This window comes from Morganella morganii H1r (genome assembly GCF_000633515.1).
GTDB classification, from domain to species: Bacteria; Pseudomonadota; Gammaproteobacteria; order Enterobacterales; family Enterobacteriaceae; genus Morganella; species Morganella morganii_B.
Genome location: NZ_AYMP01000044.1, coordinates 22,596 through 41,014 on the forward strand (window position 1 = coordinate 22,596; position 18,419 = coordinate 41,014).

Annotated in this window: 17 protein-coding genes; 13 read left to right on the forward strand and 4 right to left on the reverse strand. The window is 48.5% G+C overall.

The window, feature by feature from the left end; genetic code table 11:
• Positions 1 to 63: 63 nt before the first annotated feature.
• The 5 genes from U868_RS0120010 (at position 64) to U868_RS0120030 (ending at position 4,992) form a co-directional block, all read left to right on the forward strand.
• Positions 64 to 621, forward strand: coding sequence for a filamentous hemagglutinin N-terminal domain-containing protein (locus tag U868_RS0120010; RefSeq protein WP_025154824.1), 558 nt, complete (start codon positions 64 to 66; stop codon positions 619 to 621).
• A gap of 190 nt (positions 622 to 811) precedes the next feature.
• Complete coding sequence (locus U868_RS0120015) at positions 812 to 1,441, forward strand: CDP-alcohol phosphatidyltransferase family protein (RefSeq protein WP_025154825.1); 630 nt, start codon at positions 812 to 814, stop codon at positions 1,439 to 1,441.
• A 2-nt stretch (positions 1,442 to 1,443) separates the two neighbouring features.
• Complete coding sequence (locus U868_RS0120020) at positions 1,444 to 3,210, forward strand: bifunctional alpha/beta hydrolase/class I SAM-dependent methyltransferase (RefSeq protein WP_025154826.1); 1,767 nt, start codon at positions 1,444 to 1,446, stop codon at positions 3,208 to 3,210.
• A gap of 65 nt (positions 3,211 to 3,275) precedes the next feature.
• On the forward strand, positions 3,276 to 4,607 hold the full coding sequence (locus U868_RS0120025; RefSeq protein WP_025154827.1) for a dual specificity protein phosphatase family protein: 1,332 nt from the start codon (positions 3,276 to 3,278) through the stop codon (positions 4,605 to 4,607).
• Positions 4,600 to 4,992 carry a hypothetical protein gene (locus U868_RS0120030; RefSeq protein WP_025154828.1) on the forward strand — a complete coding sequence of 131 codons (393 nt, stop codon included), beginning with the start codon at positions 4,600 to 4,602 and terminating at the stop codon, positions 4,990 to 4,992. The genes U868_RS0120025 and U868_RS0120030 overlap by 8 nt, the downstream gene beginning before the upstream one ends.
• Positions 4,993 to 4,995: 3 nt before the next feature.
• Here U868_RS0120030 and hda read toward each other — a convergent pair whose 3' ends face one another.
• Entirely contained in the window at positions 4,996 to 5,712 is a 717-nt protein-coding gene (hda, locus tag U868_RS0120035; protein ID WP_004239923.1) for a DnaA inactivator Hda, read from the reverse strand.
• 253 nt (positions 5,713 to 5,965) lie between these two features.
• On the opposite strand from hda, the gene U868_RS24195 reads away from it, so the two are divergent.
• The 3 genes from U868_RS24195 to U868_RS0120050 all read left to right on the forward strand — a co-directional run bounded on the left by U868_RS24195 (position 5,966) and on the right by U868_RS0120050 (position 9,583).
• Positions 5,966 to 7,270, forward strand: a complete 1,305-nt coding sequence (locus U868_RS24195) for a filamentous hemagglutinin N-terminal domain-containing protein (RefSeq protein ID WP_025154829.1) — start codon at positions 5,966 to 5,968, stop codon at positions 7,268 to 7,270.
• Positions 7,271 to 7,765: 495 nt separating this feature from the next.
• Positions 7,766 to 8,536, forward strand: a complete 771-nt coding sequence (locus U868_RS0120045) for a filamentous hemagglutinin N-terminal domain-containing protein (protein WP_025154830.1) — start codon at positions 7,766 to 7,768, stop codon at positions 8,534 to 8,536.
• A gap of 123 nt (positions 8,537 to 8,659) precedes the next feature.
• Complete coding sequence (locus U868_RS0120050; protein WP_025154831.1) at positions 8,660 to 9,583, forward strand: filamentous hemagglutinin N-terminal domain-containing protein; 924 nt, start codon at positions 8,660 to 8,662, stop codon at positions 9,581 to 9,583.
• A gap of 45 nt (positions 9,584 to 9,628) precedes the next feature.
• On the opposite strand, the gene uraA is transcribed toward U868_RS0120050, so the two are convergent.
• Positions 9,629 to 10,921 (reverse strand): uracil permease, encoded by a 1,293-nt coding sequence (gene uraA, locus U868_RS0120055; protein WP_025154832.1) that lies wholly within the window; start codon positions 10,919 to 10,921, stop codon positions 9,629 to 9,631.
• A gap of 68 nt (positions 10,922 to 10,989) precedes the next feature.
• Positions 10,990 to 11,616: a uracil phosphoribosyltransferase gene (gene upp / locus U868_RS0120060; RefSeq protein WP_025154833.1), complete on the reverse strand. Its 627-nt coding sequence runs from the start codon at positions 11,614 to 11,616 to the stop codon at positions 10,990 to 10,992.
• Between the two features lie 253 nt (positions 11,617 to 11,869).
• On the opposite strand from upp, the gene purM reads away from it, so the two are divergent.
• Both purM and purN read left to right on the forward strand, forming a co-directional pair.
• Entirely contained in the window at positions 11,870 to 12,910 is a 1,041-nt protein-coding gene (purM, locus tag U868_RS0120065; protein WP_025154834.1) for a phosphoribosylformylglycinamidine cyclo-ligase, read from the forward strand.
• On the forward strand, positions 12,910 to 13,542 hold the full coding sequence (gene purN, locus U868_RS0120070; protein ID WP_025154835.1) for a phosphoribosylglycinamide formyltransferase: 633 nt from the start codon (positions 12,910 to 12,912) through the stop codon (positions 13,540 to 13,542). The genes purM and purN overlap by 1 nt, the downstream gene beginning before the upstream one ends.
• Before the next feature lie 38 nt (positions 13,543 to 13,580).
• Here the strand turns inward: purN and U868_RS0120075 are convergent, their stop codons facing one another.
• Positions 13,581 to 13,883 carry a helix-hairpin-helix domain-containing protein gene (locus U868_RS0120075; RefSeq protein WP_025154836.1) on the reverse strand — a complete coding sequence of 101 codons (303 nt, stop codon included), beginning with the start codon at positions 13,881 to 13,883 and terminating at the stop codon, positions 13,581 to 13,583.
• A 205-nt stretch (positions 13,884 to 14,088) separates the two neighbouring features.
• Here U868_RS0120075 and speG point away from each other — a divergent pair, with 205 nt between their 5' ends.
• The 3 genes from speG (at position 14,089) to ppx (ending at position 18,361) form a co-directional block, all read left to right on the forward strand.
• On the forward strand, positions 14,089 to 14,679 hold the full coding sequence (gene speG, locus U868_RS0120080; RefSeq protein ID WP_025154837.1) for a spermidine N1-acetyltransferase: 591 nt from the start codon (positions 14,089 to 14,091) through the stop codon (positions 14,677 to 14,679).
• Positions 14,680 to 14,744: 65 nt separating this feature from the next.
• Complete coding sequence (ppk1, locus tag U868_RS0120085) at positions 14,745 to 16,817, forward strand: polyphosphate kinase 1 (RefSeq protein ID WP_025154838.1); 2,073 nt, start codon at positions 14,745 to 14,747, stop codon at positions 16,815 to 16,817.
• 11 nt (positions 16,818 to 16,828) lie between these two features.
• On the forward strand, positions 16,829 to 18,361 hold the full coding sequence (gene ppx, locus U868_RS0120090; RefSeq protein WP_025154839.1) for an exopolyphosphatase: 1,533 nt from the start codon (positions 16,829 to 16,831) through the stop codon (positions 18,359 to 18,361).
• The last annotated feature ends 58 nt before the right edge of the window (positions 18,362 to 18,419 follow it).

Sequence of the window (18,419 nt, forward strand, 5' to 3'; positions counted from 1 at the left end):
TATTTCAAGTGGTAAAGTTCGTTTGGTTATTTACACTTAACATAATGATTAAAGGAATAAATCATGAAAAAGACATTAGCTGCATTATCATTAATTTCTGCTGCATTATTTTCCGTACACGCTGTTGCCGGGCCGGGAAACACTGAATACACCTACCGTAATGGCGATAAAATCCGGGTGACCAGCCCGGAAGTCCAAACCAAACTGTTTAAAGATGAAACAGGGAAACCGGTTCTGATCATTAATTCACCTGATGGTCGCGGGATCTCTCACAATATCTTCTCAGACTATAATGTCGGTAAAAAAGGATTGGTTATTCATAATAAAGAAAATGCCAAGACCATTATTAATGAAGTGATCGGTGACAATAAAACCCGTCTGCGCGGCAATACCCTGGTTGCAGGCGGTAAAGCCAGTCTGCTGATTGTTAACCCGAATGGTGTGGTCTGTCAGAGCTGTACGTCAACCAATACATCTCTCTATTCTCACCGCAAAACACTGCCGGTGATTATCAATACCGCACAGAATAACGATGTGGTTTTTGATGCCCGAGAACAAATGGGTAAATCAAACCGTCTGACGGATATCCGCCATAATATTTCTGTAAATTCACCACGCTGACCCCTGTAATACCGCCGTTTTTACGGCGGTATTACTTTTATCAGAAACTTTCCCCATCCCTGACTGTCATACCTGTAACAACACAGCCCTGTGACCACACCGTATTAACTTAAGAAAACTCTTATTGCGGTGATCACAGAATAACGTATTGATAATGCAGATAACTGACTGTGTATCATCAGGGAAAAAAATGACCATTTATGATCTAAAACCGAAGTTTCAGAATGTGCTGCGTCCCGTGGTAGTCCGCCTGTTTAATGCCGGGATCACGGCCAACCAGGTCACCCTGGCGGCAATGTTCCTTTCCCTGCTCACCGGTTTCATCCTGATCCTGTTTCCTGATCCGCGCCTGTTTCTGCTGCTGCCGCCGGTACTGTTTATCCGGATGGCGCTGAATGCCATTGACGGCATGCTGGCGCGTGAATATGACCAGAAAAGCCGCTTCGGCGCGATCCTCAATGAACTGGGCGATGTGGTATCCGATACCTTTCTTTATTTCCCGTTTGTCCTGCTGTTTCCGGGAGCCGCCACCTGGATACTGCTGATCCTGTTTCTCTCGGTACTGACTGAATTTATTGGTGTACTGGCACAAACTATCGGGGCATCACGCCGCTATGACGGCCCTGCCGGAAAAAGTGACCGCGCCTTTTTGTTCGGCGCACTGGGTCTGTGGGCGGCGGTTTTTCCTGCATCCCTTGACTCCGTCCTGTTTCCGGTGCTGTTTGCGGTCTTTACCGCCCTGCTGTTTCTGACCTGCTATCACCGTATCCGGCGTGCGTTGCAGGAATCTGCGCAACAAAGCGCATCTCAAAAGGACTGATTATGAGTGTATCTTCTGATTATCCGACTCAGCGTGAATGCATTGAATCTCACTTTACCACCAGTGACCAGCAGCAGCTGTTTTTCCGCCACTGGCCTTCCGCAACGGCGGAAAAGAAAGCTATTGTGCTGTTTCACCGGGGACATGAGCATTCCGGACGGGTGGCGCATCTGGCGGATGAGCTGGCGCTGCCTGATTTCGCTGTATTTGCCTGGGATGCCCGGGGTCACGGCCGTAATGACGGGCCAAGAGGCTACAGTCCGTCGATGGGTACATCCATCAGTGACATCAATGAATTTATTAATTTCATTTCATCCGAATATGAAATTCCGGCCGAAAACATGGTCGTACTCGGACAAAGTGTCGGTGCTGTCATCCTGACCGGCTGGGTACATGATTTCGCACCGAAAATCCGGGGTCTGGTACTGGCCTCACCGGCCTTTAAAGTCAAACTCTATGTCCCGTTTGCCCGCAGCGGACTGGCCCTGATGCAGAAAATACGCGGGCTGTTTTATGTTAATTCCTACGTTAAAGCCAAATTTCTGACCCATGACCCGGTGCGTATCGCCTCATTTGAGCGGGATCCGCTGATCACACGCCCGATTGCCGTCAATATCCTGCTGGAACTCTACAAAACCGCCGACCGCCTGGTGGCGGATGCTGCCGCCATTACGGTGCCGACTCAGCTGTTTATCTCCGGCAGCGACCATGTGGTACACCGGAAGCCGCAGAATCAGTTCTATGCGCGGCTTAACACGCCGTATAAAGAAAAACATATTCTGCCGGGATTCTACCACGATACGCTGGGTGAAAAAGATCGTCATATTCCGCTGGCGGAAATCCGCCGCTTTGTCACCACCCTGTTTGAACAGCCGCGCTATCAGCACGACTACCGGTTTGAGGATGTGTGCAGCGCCGGTGCCGATGCTTATCGTGAATTGCAGGCTCCGCTGCCTGACTACTGCCCGAAAAATATCGGCTACAAACTGCTCAGCAAAGCGATGTCCACTCTCGGCAAAGCCTCGGAAGGCGTCAGTATCGGCTATGACAAAGGCTTTGATTCCGGCTCCACACTCGATTATGTCTACCGCAATCAGGCTCAGGGTAAAGGCATTTTCGGCCGCATTATTGACCGTCAGTATCTCAGCAGTATCGGCTGGCAGGGGATCCGCCAGCGCAAAGTTAATATCGAAAAAATTCTGCGCCGCACCATCCGCGCATTACAGGAAGAAGGCCGGCCGGTGCGGATCATGGATATCGCCGCCGGTCAGGGGCGCTATCTCTTTGATGCGATTAATGATTACAGCCGGATAGAATCTGTTCTGATGCGCGATTACAGCACCATCAATGTGGAACAGGGCCGTTTGCAGATCAAAGAGCGCTTCCTGGAAGACAAAATCCGTTTTGAAGAAGGCAATGCCTTTGATACCGCCGATCTCGCGGCGATCACCCCGAAACCGACTCTCGGCGTGGTGAGCGGGTTATATGAACTGTTTCCGGAAAACCATCTGCTGCGCGATTCCCTTGCCGGACTGGCACAGGCGATTGAAAGCGGTGGTTATCTTGTCTACACCTGTCAGCCGTGGCACCCGCAGGTAGAGATGATAGCCCGCGTTCTGCCAAGCCATCAGGGCGGCAAAGCGTGGGTGATGCGCTGCCGCAGTCAAGGAGAAATGGATGCGCTGGTGGATGACGCCGGGTTTGAAAAGCTGGATCAGCTCATTGATAACTGGGGCATTTTCAGTGTCTCAGTCGCCAGACGCCGCTGATTGTTATCATACTGATGAAGATGCGCCTTTCCGCGCATCTCCTGTTTTACAGGGAACGAAAAACGATGACTGATGCCGCACTGCCGCTGCCTGTTTCCCGCCGTAAACGGTGGGGATTTGCCCTGCTCTGGCTGCTGTTTCTGGCACCGTTCTTTTTTCTGACTTACGGACAGGTCAATACCTATACCGCTTCGCTGCCGTCCGTCCCTTCTTTTGCGTTCAGCTGGGAAACCCGTATCCCGTTTCTGCCGTGGACAATCATCCCGTACTGGAGCATCGATCTCTTTTACGGATTATCCCTGTTTATCTGCACTTCTCTGCGCGAACAGTGTATTCACGGCCTGCGGCTGGCAGTTGCATCACTGGCAGCCTGTGCCGGTTTTCTGCTGTTTCCGCTGAAATTCAGTTTTCCCCGCCCGCAGACGGACGGCACCGCCGGCTGGATGTTTGACCGGCTGGAAATGTTTGATCTGCCGTTTAACCAGGCTCCTTCTCTGCATATCATTCTGCTGTGGTTGCTGTGGCTGCGTTTCCGGACGCACACACCGCAGAAATGGCACTGGTTTCTGCATCTGTGGTCAATTCTGATCTTAATTTCTGTGCTGACGACCTGGCAGCACCATTTTATTGATGTGATCACCGGTGCCGCCACCGGTGTGATGATAAGCTACCTGCTGCCGGTAAAAACACGCTGGCAGTGGGCTCCGCACCGTATCCGCCGCGGCTATCAGCTGGCCGGACGGTACGCCGTTATTTCGCTGGTGCTGATAACGGCTGCTGTCGTGACTGGCGGTCAGGGCTGGTGGCTGCTGTGGCCCGGGCTGGCATTTTTATGCATCACGGCGGGTTATCTCGGCGCCGGCGCATCGGTATTTCAGAAAGACAGTGCAGGCCGCATTTCACCGTCTGCAGCACTCCTGCTGCTGCCTTACCGGATTGCAGCACAAATCAGCTATTACTGGTATGCAAAACAGTGCCGTCATACCAGTGTGATCAATGAACATATCGCGCTGGGCGGTTACCCCGCAGCGCCGCTGACCGCCGCCGCTGTACTGGATATGACCGGGGAATTTCCCCGCAGCCGCTATACCGCCGGGCTGGCTTATCACTGTCAGCCGCAGCCGGATCTGTTTCCGCTGACAGAAATGCAGATTGAATCAGCGGTAAATTCTCTCAGCCGCCTGGCGCAATCCGGTCAGGTTTATGTACACTGTAAACTGGGTTATACCCGCAGCACAACCGTTGTGGTCGCATGGCTGATACGCGCCGGGCTGGCAGACGATGTGGAGCAGGCGCTGGCAGCTGTCAGACAGGCCCGGCCGCAGATTGTCCTGCGGGAACAGACAATTGCCGCCCTGACCCGCTGGGCAGCCCGTTACGGAAAAAACGATGAATAACAGACCTCATGACGAACAGATTATTGTGATTTTCACGGCGGGCTGGCGTTTTCTGGCTGCCTTATCGGTGATGGCTTTCCTGACGCAGTTTCTGCTTTATCTTTCCGGATTTTCCGGTGAGTATCCGATGGCGGCGGGGATCCTGTTCTTCCTGTGTGCTGCGTACTTTATCTTCCGGCTGTGGCTGGATCACCATCTGTTCCGCCGCCTGGCGCAATCGTCCGACACGGATATTTTTGATGAATCCCTGACCACCCTGTTTCCCGGCAGAGCACAGCACACCCACTTCTCACAACGCTGGCACGGCACAAAACGGCTGTTTCAGCAGGGAGCGCTCTGCATGGTGCTTCAGTGGGGGATAACAGTGACTGCCCTGCTTAACTGACGGTCACAGCCGCAGAATATCTTTGACAAAGGGAATGGTCAGCTTGCGCTGCGCGACAATCGACGCATGATCGAGCCTGTCCAGCATATCAAACAGAGTGCGCATCTGACGGTCGAGGCGCTTTAAAATAAAGCGCCCGACATCTTCCGGCAGCTCAAACCCGCGCAGCTTTGCCCGCAGTTGCAGCGCCTGAATTTTTTCATCATCACTGAGCGGATGAAGTTTATAAATCTGCCCCCAGTCCAGCCGGGAGGCGAGATCCGGTAATTGCAGCGGGATCTGACGCGGTGGTCTGTCCCCGGTGATCAGCAGACAAGTCTTGCCGGTCTCAAGAATGCGGTTGTAAAGATTAAACAGCGCCATTTCCCACTCTTCATCCCCCGCAATGCACTGCACATTGTCAATACAGACCAGCGACAAATGCTCCATACCTTCCAGCACATCCGGCACAAACCAGGCACGTTTATCCAGCGGCACATAGCCGACTGCCCGGTCTTTGGAAGAGACTTCCGCACAGGCGGCATGTAACAGATGACTTTTTCCGCCACCGTCACGGGACCAGAAATAGAGATAGCTGCCGTGCGGCTGATTGATCGCCGCCTGAATGGCGGATAACAGGGATGCGTTTTCCCCCGCATAGAAACTGTTGAAAGTCTCATCATCAGGGAGAGAAAGCGGCAGTGACAGCTGAGATGGCGTGTTCAGAGTTACCTCGGCCAACGGGTGAACAAACGCCGTTAGTTTAACATAAATTCACCAGCTAAATGAACCTGTTCCCGGCAAAACCTCACCGGATGCAGAAAATTACAACAGTTACTCCCTGTTAGGTTTCACCATCAATAATTCAAAATACCAATAATTGCATAAAACATCCCTGTCTGAAGTACCCAACGATTATTGATATTTTATTTGATTCCGCTCTGCTAACTTAATCCCCGCATGACGCAACAATACTTATATAAGGACGTATATAATGAAGTTTAAGTTATTATCTGCAGTTATTCTGACTGCACTTTCTGCCACGGCTTTCTCTGCAACTGAACAGACATTTTCTGATGGTTTAAAAATTAAGCTTAATGAAAAAAGCACCGGTTCTGACTTACGTATATATAACGGCAAGCCGGTTCTGGCTATCTCATCTCCTGATAAAGGCAAAATTTCGCATAATTACTTTGATGAGTTTAATGTCGGTAAAGAAGGTATGTATATTGGTAACCAAAAAGGTGCCAATACCATTATCACCGAAGTGGTCAGCCATTCTCCGTCATTGCTGCACGGTAATATTGATATAATCGGTAAACTGGGCACTCTGATTATTGCCAATCCCAATGGTATTACAACAAATTCAGGTTTTAGTGTTTCTAATATACAAAATCTTGAATTAGCAACAGCAAAAATTGCTGACGCATCAAATAAAGATAACATCAAAATGATTAACAGTAATGACGGTGAATTACGTATTACACGTACTAATATCACTCCTGATGCCAAACTTGATAAGTTATCATTAATCTCTAATAAAATTTCCATAAAAAAAAGCAAATTAAATTCTGATGAATTAAATTTCAATTTATTAACCTCATCCAAAAGCAAAAAAACACTTTCAGATATTGATATCTATGTGGATGCGTATGGCCCTACTGGCGTCGATAAAATAAAGGCAACCAACCTAAATCGAAAACCATCAGAATTATATATTTCTGCTGACTCCGAAGTAACAGCAAATGATGTTAACATTAATCTTCTTGAATCTAAATTCAATAACAAAGGTTCAATCTATGGCCGGAAAAATGTGCGCATCACCTCAAAAAAACAAAATGAAGGAAATTATACTATTGTAAATAATGGTGATATTACCAATATGAATAATACCGGGTCTATCAAAGGAAAAAATATCGAAATAGTTGCCCATGACAGAAGCCATATGGAAAATCATGGTGAAATTAACGCTATAATGAAGATGGATGTTAATGTGGACAGAAGTACATTCATTAACTATGGAAATATCCATAACTATGGAAGCTATCACAATAAGAAAACGGCAATCACTTTTGATCAAGGTACATTCATAAATAATGGTGAAATGAAAAGTGATGATTTACTAATTACGAATATCGCAGGCGGAAAATATATCAACAATGGTTCATTAGATTTCAAATACTATAATTTAACTGACTTCAGTGAACACAATCCAGACGACCATCCGCTGCTTCCGTTCGAATTTAATAACAGCGAAAAATCAAATAATCCTGACCATGATACCAGTGACGTTTTCTGAACACGAAAATACTGCCTTATTTAAAGTAAAAAATAAACCTTCCTGATTTAATCATAACCACCCGCAATGCGGGTGGTTATCCAAAGATAATATCAGAATAGGATATTATGACCTGACCTTTATATAAATCCTGTTTAATTCAATCATTTTATTTACAGTTTAGATATCAATCACAAATTTGGTGCTAAATATACCATTCCCTATATCATTTATGACACCTCTCCTCTGAACCGGTATTAATATTAATTTCAGTGATAACTATCTGATTATCTATAGCTTTGACACCCCTGGATAGCGATCTATATCTATAGATAAACCAAGAAAAATCACAACCTCACTGAATGTAATTAATAGCACCAACGCAAAAAAGATTCACCATACCTTAAAATTTAAAATAACAACCATATCATTTATATTCTTATCATTTAATGATGATCAAATGACTTTTTATGGTAAAAATACACTCAAACCAACAAGCAACCAAAAGGATATACAATGAAAAAAAATGGACTGTTACTTTCAATGTTAATTTTATCACCGTTATCATTCGCTCTGGCAAATACAACAGATATCAGTATTGTGAATGATGTTGCAAAACTTAATCATAACGGAGAGCAACGTGTTATCACTGTTTTAGAAAAAAACAATTCAGATTTGTCACATATTCAATATGACAAATTTAACGTTGGCAGTGAAGGTGTCATTTTCAATAACCATATCGGAGCTGATACTATAGTCAATGAGGTTATATCTCAGTCGGCCTCTGAACTGAATGGCGAGGTTCATATTGAAGGAAAAGAGGCAAAATTTACATTGGTCAATCCTAACGGTATTGTTTGTCAATCCGGTTGCAGCTTCTCAAATACAACCTCTGTCAATCTGACTGTCGGAATAGAAGAACTTTCTGAAGACCACATTGTCGGACGTTCTGCCGGTAACAGTAAATTAACAATCAAAAATATAAAAAACAAAATCGCTGAAAAATTAAGAATCAGCAGTAAGAATATTGAGATTACCAACAGTCATGTCACTGCTGACCACTTCCGGTTTGATAGCATTTCTCAGGTTACGTATGAATCACCGGAAAGAAGCAATATAGTGATTGACAAACCGTCAGTAATAAAGGCCGGAGATATCGACCTGCACCTGATGGAAACTGATATGACGAATAATGGCAGAATTGAGGGAAAAATACGCGGTGTTAGCTCAAAATCAACAGTTGTAAATAATGGCTTTATTGTTCATACAGACTCTAAACCTTTTTAATCAGATCTTTTATTTACCTTTAAATAGGTTAATTACATTAACCGTTTCTATATGACACTATAGTATTTATAAAATAATTGTAAAAGAGGGGATCCCCCTCTTTTTATTATATTAGATAATATAATGAATAAAACAACATTACTATTTACTACCATATTATTTACCTGTGAAGTAACAGCAAACTCCGGGTATACTTATCCGTCAGGTCATGAAATAAAACCAAAAAATAACGTAGCAGAAATTATTTCTGGTGATAAAAGGCCGGAACTGATACTGAAACAAAAAGGTTCTGACAATGAGTCTCATGCGACTTTCAGTCAGTTTAATGTAGGCCGTAATGGATTAAATATTAATAATAAAATTAATGCCAGCCATATCATTACTGAAGTTATCTCAGATAATATTTCCCGTCTGGAAGGCGATATCCGGATCACTCATAATCCGGCTCATTTTTTTATTATTAATCCTAATGGCATCACTATAAACAGAAAATTTAAGATATCAGGCACGATACATAACCATCTTATTACCGGACGGATGAAAAGCCCGGTTAATGACTGGAATGACATCCGGCCCGGTCAGTTCGAACATAATGGCGGAAAATTAACCATATCCGGTGCAAACCGTCGTGGTAATTTTAATAACACTACGTTAATCAGCAGTAATATCCGGATGCGTAAAAGTAAATTATATGCCAATAATCTTTATATTAAAACACTCTTGAAGCGTTATGACGGATATTCCCGCTCCCCGAAAATCACAATCAGTAAGGATACCCAAATACATGCCGGTTTATTAAGCGCTGAATTAATCGGTGTCAATTTTAAGAATTTCGGAACAATAACAGGTAACCTTGATTTTCAGACAGCGGATACATCAATAGAAAACACAGGAACCATTAGCGGAGATACAGGAAAAATAGCATATCAGGGAAATATGTTTTTTAACGGAAAAAGCAATATAAAATACAACAACAGTGATATTTTTTATTCAATTGACGAGCACAGTTTTTTCGATACAGGACTTAATACAGTCAGTATTGAATAGCACAGATAATACCGGTGAAGCCGCAACGGCTTCACCGGTATCGTATTAACTGTCTTTTTTCACTTCATCCAGGTTCACATCCACTACCCGCTCTTCCGGACGGATAATATTCACCAGACGGAACACCAGTGCCAGACCAATCCCGACAACCGTTGCCAGTGCCATCCCTTTCAGCTCAGCCGCGCCGATATGAATGGTCGCGCCGCTCACACCGATAATCAGGATAACCGCTGTCAGGATCAGGTTCTGCGGCTTGTTATAATCCACTTTGGAATCAATCAGCACACGGATACCGGATGCACCGATAACCCCGTACAACAGCAGAGAAACCCCGCCCATCACCGGCACCGGGACAGCGGCAATCGCGGCAGCCAGTTTACCGACACAGGAGAGCAGAATCGCCAGTACCGCTGCCCCGCCGATAACCCAGGAGCTGTAGACTTTGGTGATTGCCATTACGCCGATGTTTTCGCCGTACGTGGTGTTTGGTGTGGAACCAAAGAAGCCGGATAACACCGTTGAAAAACCGTTGGCAAACATAGAGCGGTGCAGACCCGGGTCTTTCATCAGATCACGTTTGACAATATTCGCGGTGACCACCAGGTGACCAACGTGCTCGGCAATCACCACCAGCGCAGCCGGTAAAATGGTCAGAATGGCGAACCACTCAAAACGGGGTGTGTAGAATGTCGGCAGTGCAAACCACGGCGCTTCACTTACCGGGGTTAAATCCACTGCGCCCATAAAGAAGGCCAGTGCATACCCGGTCAGTACCCCGATAAGGATCGGGATAATCGCCAGGAAGCCGCGGAATACCACAGAGCCGAGAATCGTTACCCCGAGTGTGGTCAGAGAGATAATCAGCGTGGTGCTGTCCGGTGTTGCGCCGTTCTCGAATTTCAGCCCTGCCATACCGGCAGCGGTACCGGCCAGCTCAAGACCGATGACCGCCACAATCGCCCCCATGGCCGCAGGCGGGAACAACACATTGATCCAGCCGCGTCCGGCGATTTTGACAATCCCCGCCACCAGCATAAATAACAGCCCGCAGACGATAAACCCGCCGAGAGCGAGTTCATAACCGAGCGGCAGTAAAATCAGCACCGGTGAAATAAAGGCAAAGCTGGAGCCCAGGTACGCCGGGATTTTTCCTTTACAGATAAACAGATACAACAGCGTCCCGATACCGTTAAATAGCAGGATCGTGGCCGGGTTTACCTGAAACAGGATCGGCACCAGAACAGTGGCACCGAACATCGCAAACAGGTGCTGTAAACTTAACGGAATGGTGACCAGCAGTGGTGGGCGTTCATCGACTTCAATAACGCGGCGCGTCATCTTAAACCTCTTAATGATTACTCAGGGATATGCCAAAAAAAAGCCGACTATCAAGTCGGCTCATTAACTTATTTCGTACCAAATATTTTATCGCCCGCATCACCCAGGCCCGGTACAATGTAACCGTGTTCGTTAAGGTGATCGTCGATGGATGCGGTGTACAGCTCAACATCCGGATGGGCTTTTTCCAGTGCTTTCAGGCCTTCAGGTGCCGCAACCAGCACGAGGATTTTAATCGCGGTACAGCCTGCTTTTTTCAGCAGATCAATAGTGGCGATCATCGAGCCGCCGGTTGCCAGCATCGGGTCAACCACCAGCGCCATACGCTCTTCTATATTAGAGGCTAATTTCTGGAAGTACGGGACAGGCTCCAGTGTTTCCTCATCACGGTAAACACCGACAACACTGATACGGGCGCTCGGGATACTTTCCAGCACACCGTTCATCATACCGATACCCGCACGCAGGATTGGCACAACGGTAATCTTTTTACCCTTGATTTGTTCAATTTCGACCGGACCACACCAGCCGTCAATTGTCACTTTCTCAGTTTCTAAGTCTGAAGTTGCTTCATAGGTCAGCAGGCTACCGACTTCTGAGGCCAGTTCACGAAAGCGTTTTGTGCTTATATCATGATCTCGCATCAGGCCAAGTTTGTGTTTAACGAGCGGGTGTTTTACCTCGGTGACTTTCATGGGTTCTCCTACTGTGTAAGCCCTGGCGGACAAAAAAATCGCGAGATTATACCGCTTTTCTTTCGCAGCGCCACCCCGGATTTGTTGATTATAGTCAATTATCACGAGTTTCATGTTCGTTACATGAATAAGTGTGATCTGACGCATTTTGACAAAAACCGGCATAAATCCTCTCGCAAACGTTTGCGTGGCCTGTTAGAATAGCCGCGTTTTCGATACACCCACTTACTTGCAATCGCCGTTGGGGGCCGCAGTGACTGACAAAACTTCCCTGAGTTACAAAGATGCCGGTGTTGATATTGATGCCGGTAATGCCTTAGTTTCCCGTATTAAGCATGTTGTCAAAGAGACACGCCGTCCTGAAGTGATGGGCGGGCTGGGTGGTTTCGGTGCGCTGTGTGCGGTACCGCAGAAATATAAAGAGCCGGTGCTGGTTTCCGGCACTGACGGCGTCGGCACCAAGCTGCGCCTGGCGATGGATCTGGCACGTCATGACACTATCGGTATCGACCTCGTCGCCATGTGTGTGAACGACCTGGTGGTCGCCGGTGCTGAGCCTCTCTTCTTCCTCGACTATTACGCGACCGGCAAACTGGATGTTGATACTGCCGCCCGTGTGGTCACCGGTATTGCCGAAGGCTGCAAACAGGCAGGCTGTGCGCTGGTCGGCGGTGAAACCGCTGAAATGCCGGGCATGTATCACGGTGATGATTATGATGTTGCCGGGTTCTGTGTCGGCGTGGCGGAAAAATCAGAAATCATCGACGGCAGCAAAGTCCGCGCCGGTGATGTGCTGATCGCGCTGGCATCCAGCGGCCCGCACTCCAACGGCTATTCTTTGATCCGCAAAATCCTGGAAGTCAGCAAAACTGACCCGGCAGCGATAGAGCTTGACGGCAAATCCCTGGCGGATCATCTGCTGGCACCGACCAAAATTTATGTTAAATCTGTGCTGAAACTGATCGAAAATACCGATGTTCACGCCATTGCCCACCTGACCGGCGGCGGTTTCTGGGAAAATATCCCGCGTGTATTACCGGCCTGTACCCAGGCACGGATTGATGCCTCATCCTGGCAGTGGCCGTCTGTCTTTAACTGGCTGAAAAATGCCGGGAATGTGGAAGACTATGAAATGTACCGCACCTTCAACTGTGGTGTCGGTATGGTGATTGCACTGCCGGCAGCATCTGTACCAGCCGCCCTCGCCCTGCTGACAGAAGCGGGTGAGAATGCATGGCTGATTGGTGATATCGCGGTGTGCCGTGAAGATGAACCGCAGGTCATCATCCGCTGATGAAAAAACGCCTTGTTGTCCTGATTTCCGGCAGCGGCAGTAATCTGCAGGCGTTAATTGACGCCTGCAATGCACAAGCCCTCAATGCAGAAATTGTCGCGGTATTCAGTAATAAAGCGGACGCTTACGGGTTAATCCGCGCACAACAGGCCGGTATTCCCGCACTGGCACTCAGTCCTGCGGAGTTTCCTTCACGGGATGATTTTGATGCCGCATTGCAGATGCAGATTAATGAGTATCAGCCGGACTTAATCATTCTCGCCGGATATATGCGGATTCTGACACCGGCCTTTGTCCGCCATTACCACGGCAGAATGCTGAATATCCACCCGTCTCTGCTGCCGAAATATCCGGGTCTGCATACTCACCGCAAAGCGCTGGAAAACGGCGATGCCGAACACGGTACCTCTGTGCATTTCGTCACGGAAGAACTGGACGGCGGCCCGGTCATTTTGCAGGCACGCATTGCCGTTCTGCCGGATGACACCGAAGACACCCTCACCGCACGGATACAACAGGAAGAACACCGCATCTATCCGCAGGTGGTTAACTGGTTTGTGCAGGGGCGTCTGGTGTTGAAGGAAGAAGGTGTGTATCTGGACGGGAAATTACACTATCACAATACTATCTGATTATCTGCGCCCGGTTTTTCCCGGGCGTTTTTTCATCACTACCGCAGTTTTGCCATCTCATTAAGATACGCTTTGCGCTGTCCGGTATAGTTCCACCACGGCTGTGCCGGTTGTCCGGAGAGAAAATCGGTCACTGACCAGAACACATCAATAACGCAGGGATCCTGACGGATACCGGTTACCGCGCAGAGCATTTCATACATAATCACCGGGTCTGAACCGGCAATATCCTGCGGTGTCTCATACCCCAGCAAACGCAGATCTTCCGCCATCGCTTCGCCGATATTCGGCAGGTCAGTAAGCGTATTAAGACGGGTGCGGCACACTTTTGTCGGGTTCATAGAAATATCCGGTATTTATTAATGGCATGCGTATTATCACATACTTTATCATCAGTTTGCCGCGACCGGTACTCAAATAACTGGTAATTGTTATAATTTTACACACGCCCCCCTGCAATGATGCCGAAAAGCGGATCCCCGGATAATTCCGTTTCTGTTATGTGTTACACTGTCTGATAAAATACAACCAATACCGAGGTGATTTATGTCCGGTGGCACTGCTGTTCCGCCTGTAAAACTGCGCCCGCTTGAGCGTGAAGATTTAGCGTTTGTTCATCAGATGGATAATAACGCCAGCATTATGCGTTATTGGTTTGAGGAACCGTATGAAGCCTTTATTGAATTAAGTGATTTGTACGACAAACATATTCACGATCAGTCAGAACGCCGCTTCATCGTGGAAAGTGACGGCACCAAAGTCGGGCTGGTGGAACTGGTGGAAATTAATCATGTACACCGCCGCGCTGAATTCCAGATCATTATCGCCCCTTCACATCAGGGTCACGGATTTGCCTCCCGCGCCGCCCGTCTGGCCATGGATTATGCGTTTTCTGTCCTCAACTTATATAAACTGTATCTGATTGTGGATATCGAAAACGAAAAAGCGATCCATATTTATAAAAAGCTCGGCTTCCATACCGAAGGCCAGTTAATTGATGAGTTTTTCGTCAACGGAGAATACCGCACCGCCATCCGGATGTGTATTTTTCAGCCGGAATATCTGGTGATGAAAAATAAATCAGCGGATGCGGAAAGCTACGTTGAAAAAAATGCCCGCGTAAAGCAGAACCTGTAATGTTTTTTTAGTAAACTGTACACTGTGTTTAACCCAGATTCAGCGTAACCCGTTCCGGAGTAACAATGTCCCAAGATAGGCTCTATATGGAAAAAGAACTCAGTTGGCTGTCGTTCAACGAACGGGTTCTTCAGGAGGCCGCCGACAAACGCAACCCGCTGATTGAACGCATGCGTTTTCTGGGCATTTACTCAAATAACCTGGATGAGTTTTATAAAGTCCGCTATGCGGATGTTAAACGCCGAATCCTGATTAATGAGGAACAGCGTGGTTCCGGCGCCAGTGCGCGCCATCTGCTGCGCAAAATTGAAACCAAAGTGGCAAAACAGGATCAGGCATTTGATACCCTGTATAATGACCTGCTGCTGGAAATGGCGCGTAATCAGATTTTCCTGATCAACGAGCGCCAGATTTCACCGAAACAACAAATCTGGCTGCGGCAGTATTTCCGCCAGCATCTGCGCCAGCACATCACGCCGATTATGATCCAGACCAGTACCGATCTGGTTGAATTCCTCAAAGACGATTACACCTATCTGGTGGTGGAGATTGTCAAGTCCGGCCGTGAAACCCGCTATGCACTGCTGGAAATTCCGTCCGATAAAGTCCCGCGTTTTGTCAATCTGCCGACTGAAAACGGCCGCCGCCGCCAGTCGATGATCCTTATCGACAATATTCTGCGCTACTGCCTGGATGAAATCTTCAAGGGTTTCTTTGATTTCGATGCCCTCAACGCCTATTCCATGAAAATGACGCGCGATGCCGAATATGACCTCGCCACCGAAATGGAATCGGGTATGCTGGAGATGATGTCTTCGACCCTGAAACAGCGCCTGACCGCCGAGCCGGTCCGTTTTGTCTATCAGCGCGATATGCCGGATGAAATGGTGACACTGCTGCGTGAAAAACTCGGCCTGACCAATGATGACTCTGTCATTGCCGGCGGGCGCTATCATAATTTCAAGGACTTCATCCGTTTCCCGAATGAAGGCAATAAGAATTTGTTAAACAAACCGCTGCCGCGTCTGCGGCACGTCTGGTTTGATCATCACCGCAACGGCTTTGATGCTATCCGTGAGCGGGATGTACTGCTCTATTACCCGTACCACACCTTTGAGCATGTGCTGGAACTGCTGCGCCAGGCTTCCTTTGACCCGAGCGTGATTTCTATCAAGATGAATATCTACCGTGTCGCCAAGGACTCCCGCATTATCGACTCCATGATCCACGCGGCACACAACGGCAAAAAAGTGACCGTGGTGGTTGAGTTACAGGCGCGCTTTGATGAAGAAGCCAATATTCACTGGGCGCGGCACCTGACCGCCGCCGGGGTGCATGTTATTTTCTCCGCGCCGGGGCTGAAAATTCACGCCAAACTGTTTATTATCTCGCGGCTGGAAGACGGGGATGTGATCCGCCGTTATGCCCATATCGGTACGGGTAACTTCAACGAAAAAACCGCGCGCATCTACACGGATTACTCGCTGCTGACCGCCAACGAAGAGATCACCAATGAAGTCCGGCGCGTGTTCAACTTTATTGAGAACCCGTACCGCCCGGTTTCCTTTGATAACCTGATGGTGTCACCGCAGAATTCACGGGCAATGCTGAATCAGCTGATTGATGATGAAATCGCCAATGCGCTGGCCGGCTATGAGGCCGGGATCACGCTGAAAATCAACAATCTGGTGGATAAACAGCTGAGCGAACGCCTCTATGATGCCTCAGAAGCCGGGGTGAAAATCCGTCTGCTGGTGCGCGGCATGTGCGCGCTGGTACCGGGACAGGTGCCGTACAGTGAAAATATCCAGGTAACCAGTATCGTTGACCGGTTCCTGGAGCATGACCGGGTGTATGTATTTACCAATAAAGGGGATGAAAAAGTCTATCTCTCCTCTGCGGACTGGATGACCCGTAATATCGATTACCGGATTGAAGTGGCGGTTCGCCTGCTGGATCCGGTGCTGCGCCGCCGGGTGCTCGATATTCTGGATATTCAGTTCAGTGATAATGAGAAGGCGCGTTATCTCGATAAAGAGATGTCCAACCATTATGTGCCGCGCGGCAACAAGCGGAAAGTCCGCTCGCAGATGGCGGTTTATGACTATATTCGTTCCCTGGAACAACCGGATAATTAAAAGGCCCGTTCATGCCATTATCACTGATCACGGAAAAAGATCGTCCGCTGGAAATCGCAGCCATCGACCTCGGGTCGAACAGCTTTCATATGGTGATTGCCCGTATTGTCAACGGCGCACTCCAGGTTCTCAGCCGCCTGAAACAGCGGGTGTATCTGGCTGAAGGCTTAAATGATCAGAATGAGCTGAGTGAAGACGCCATGGAACGCGGGCTGGCCTGCCTGGCGCTGTTTGCCGAGCGCCTTCAGGGTTTTCCCGCCGCACAGGTCACGATTGTCGGGACACACAGTCTGCGTGAAGCGGTCAATGCGCACGAGTTTCTCGAACGCGCCGCGTCTGTTATCCCCTATCCGATTGAAATTATTTCCGGTCATGAGGAAGCACGCCTGATTTTTATGGGTGTTGAGCACACACAACCGGAAAAAGGCCGTAAACTGGTGATCGATATCGGCGGCGGCTCGACTGAGCTGGTGATCGGTGAGCGTTTTGAGCCGATTTTAATTGAAAGCCGCCGTATGGGCTGTGTCAGTTTCAGCCGTCAGTTTTTTCCGGACGGTAAAATCACCGAAGCCAACTTTAACCGCGCCCGGCTGATGGCCGTTTCCAAACTGGAAAATCTGGCGATTGCTTTCCGCGTGCAGGGCTGGGATGTGTGTCTCGGTGCCTCCGGCACCATCAAAGCGGCCTGTGAAATCCTGCGTGAACTGGGGGAGCGGGACGGCATTATCACCCCTGTCCGCCTGGAAATGCTGGTCAAACAGGTGCTGCGTTACAAACGGTTTGATGCCCTGAATTTACCGGGGCTGTCTGACGATCGCAAAAAAGTGTTTGTGCCGGGTCTGGCGATTCTGTGCGGTCTGTTTGACGCACTGGAAATCACCGGACTGCGCCTGTCTGCCGGTGCCCTGCGCGAAGGCGTACTGTATGAGATGGAAGGCCGTTTCCGTCATCAGGACATCCGCCAGCGCACCGCACAAAGTCTGGTGGAGCACTATAATGTGGACAACGCCCAGGTACTGCGTGTCCTCACCACCATGAAAAACCTGTACCGGCAATGGGCGGAGCAGAATCCGTCCCTGGTTGATCCGCAGCTGGAAGCCATTCTGGTCTGGGCGGTCTGGCTGCATGAAGTCGGGCTGAGCATCAACCTCTCCGGCCTGCACCGTCATTCGGCCTATATTCTGCAGAACACCAATTTACCGGGATTCACCCAGGAACAGCAGCTGCTGCTCGCCACACTGGTGCGCTACCACCGCAAAGCGGTAAAAAGTGACGATATCCCGAAATTCACACTGTTTAAACGTAAACAGGTCATCCCCCTGATACAGATCCTGCGCCTCGCGGTCTTACTGAATAATCAGCGTCAGTCCACCACCAAACGCTCCTCACTGCGTCTGGAAACCAATGAGGGACACTGGACACTGTTTTTTCCGCGCCGCTATCTGACTATCAACACATTAATGCAGCTTGATCTGGAAAAAGAGCAGGCTTACTGGGATGATGTGCCCGGCTGGCACCTCGGTATAAAAGAAGAAGACGTCTAACAGGGAGAATCCCCGGCCAGTCTTATTTGTTTAAAAGTTTTATGTGTAAAGGAAAATC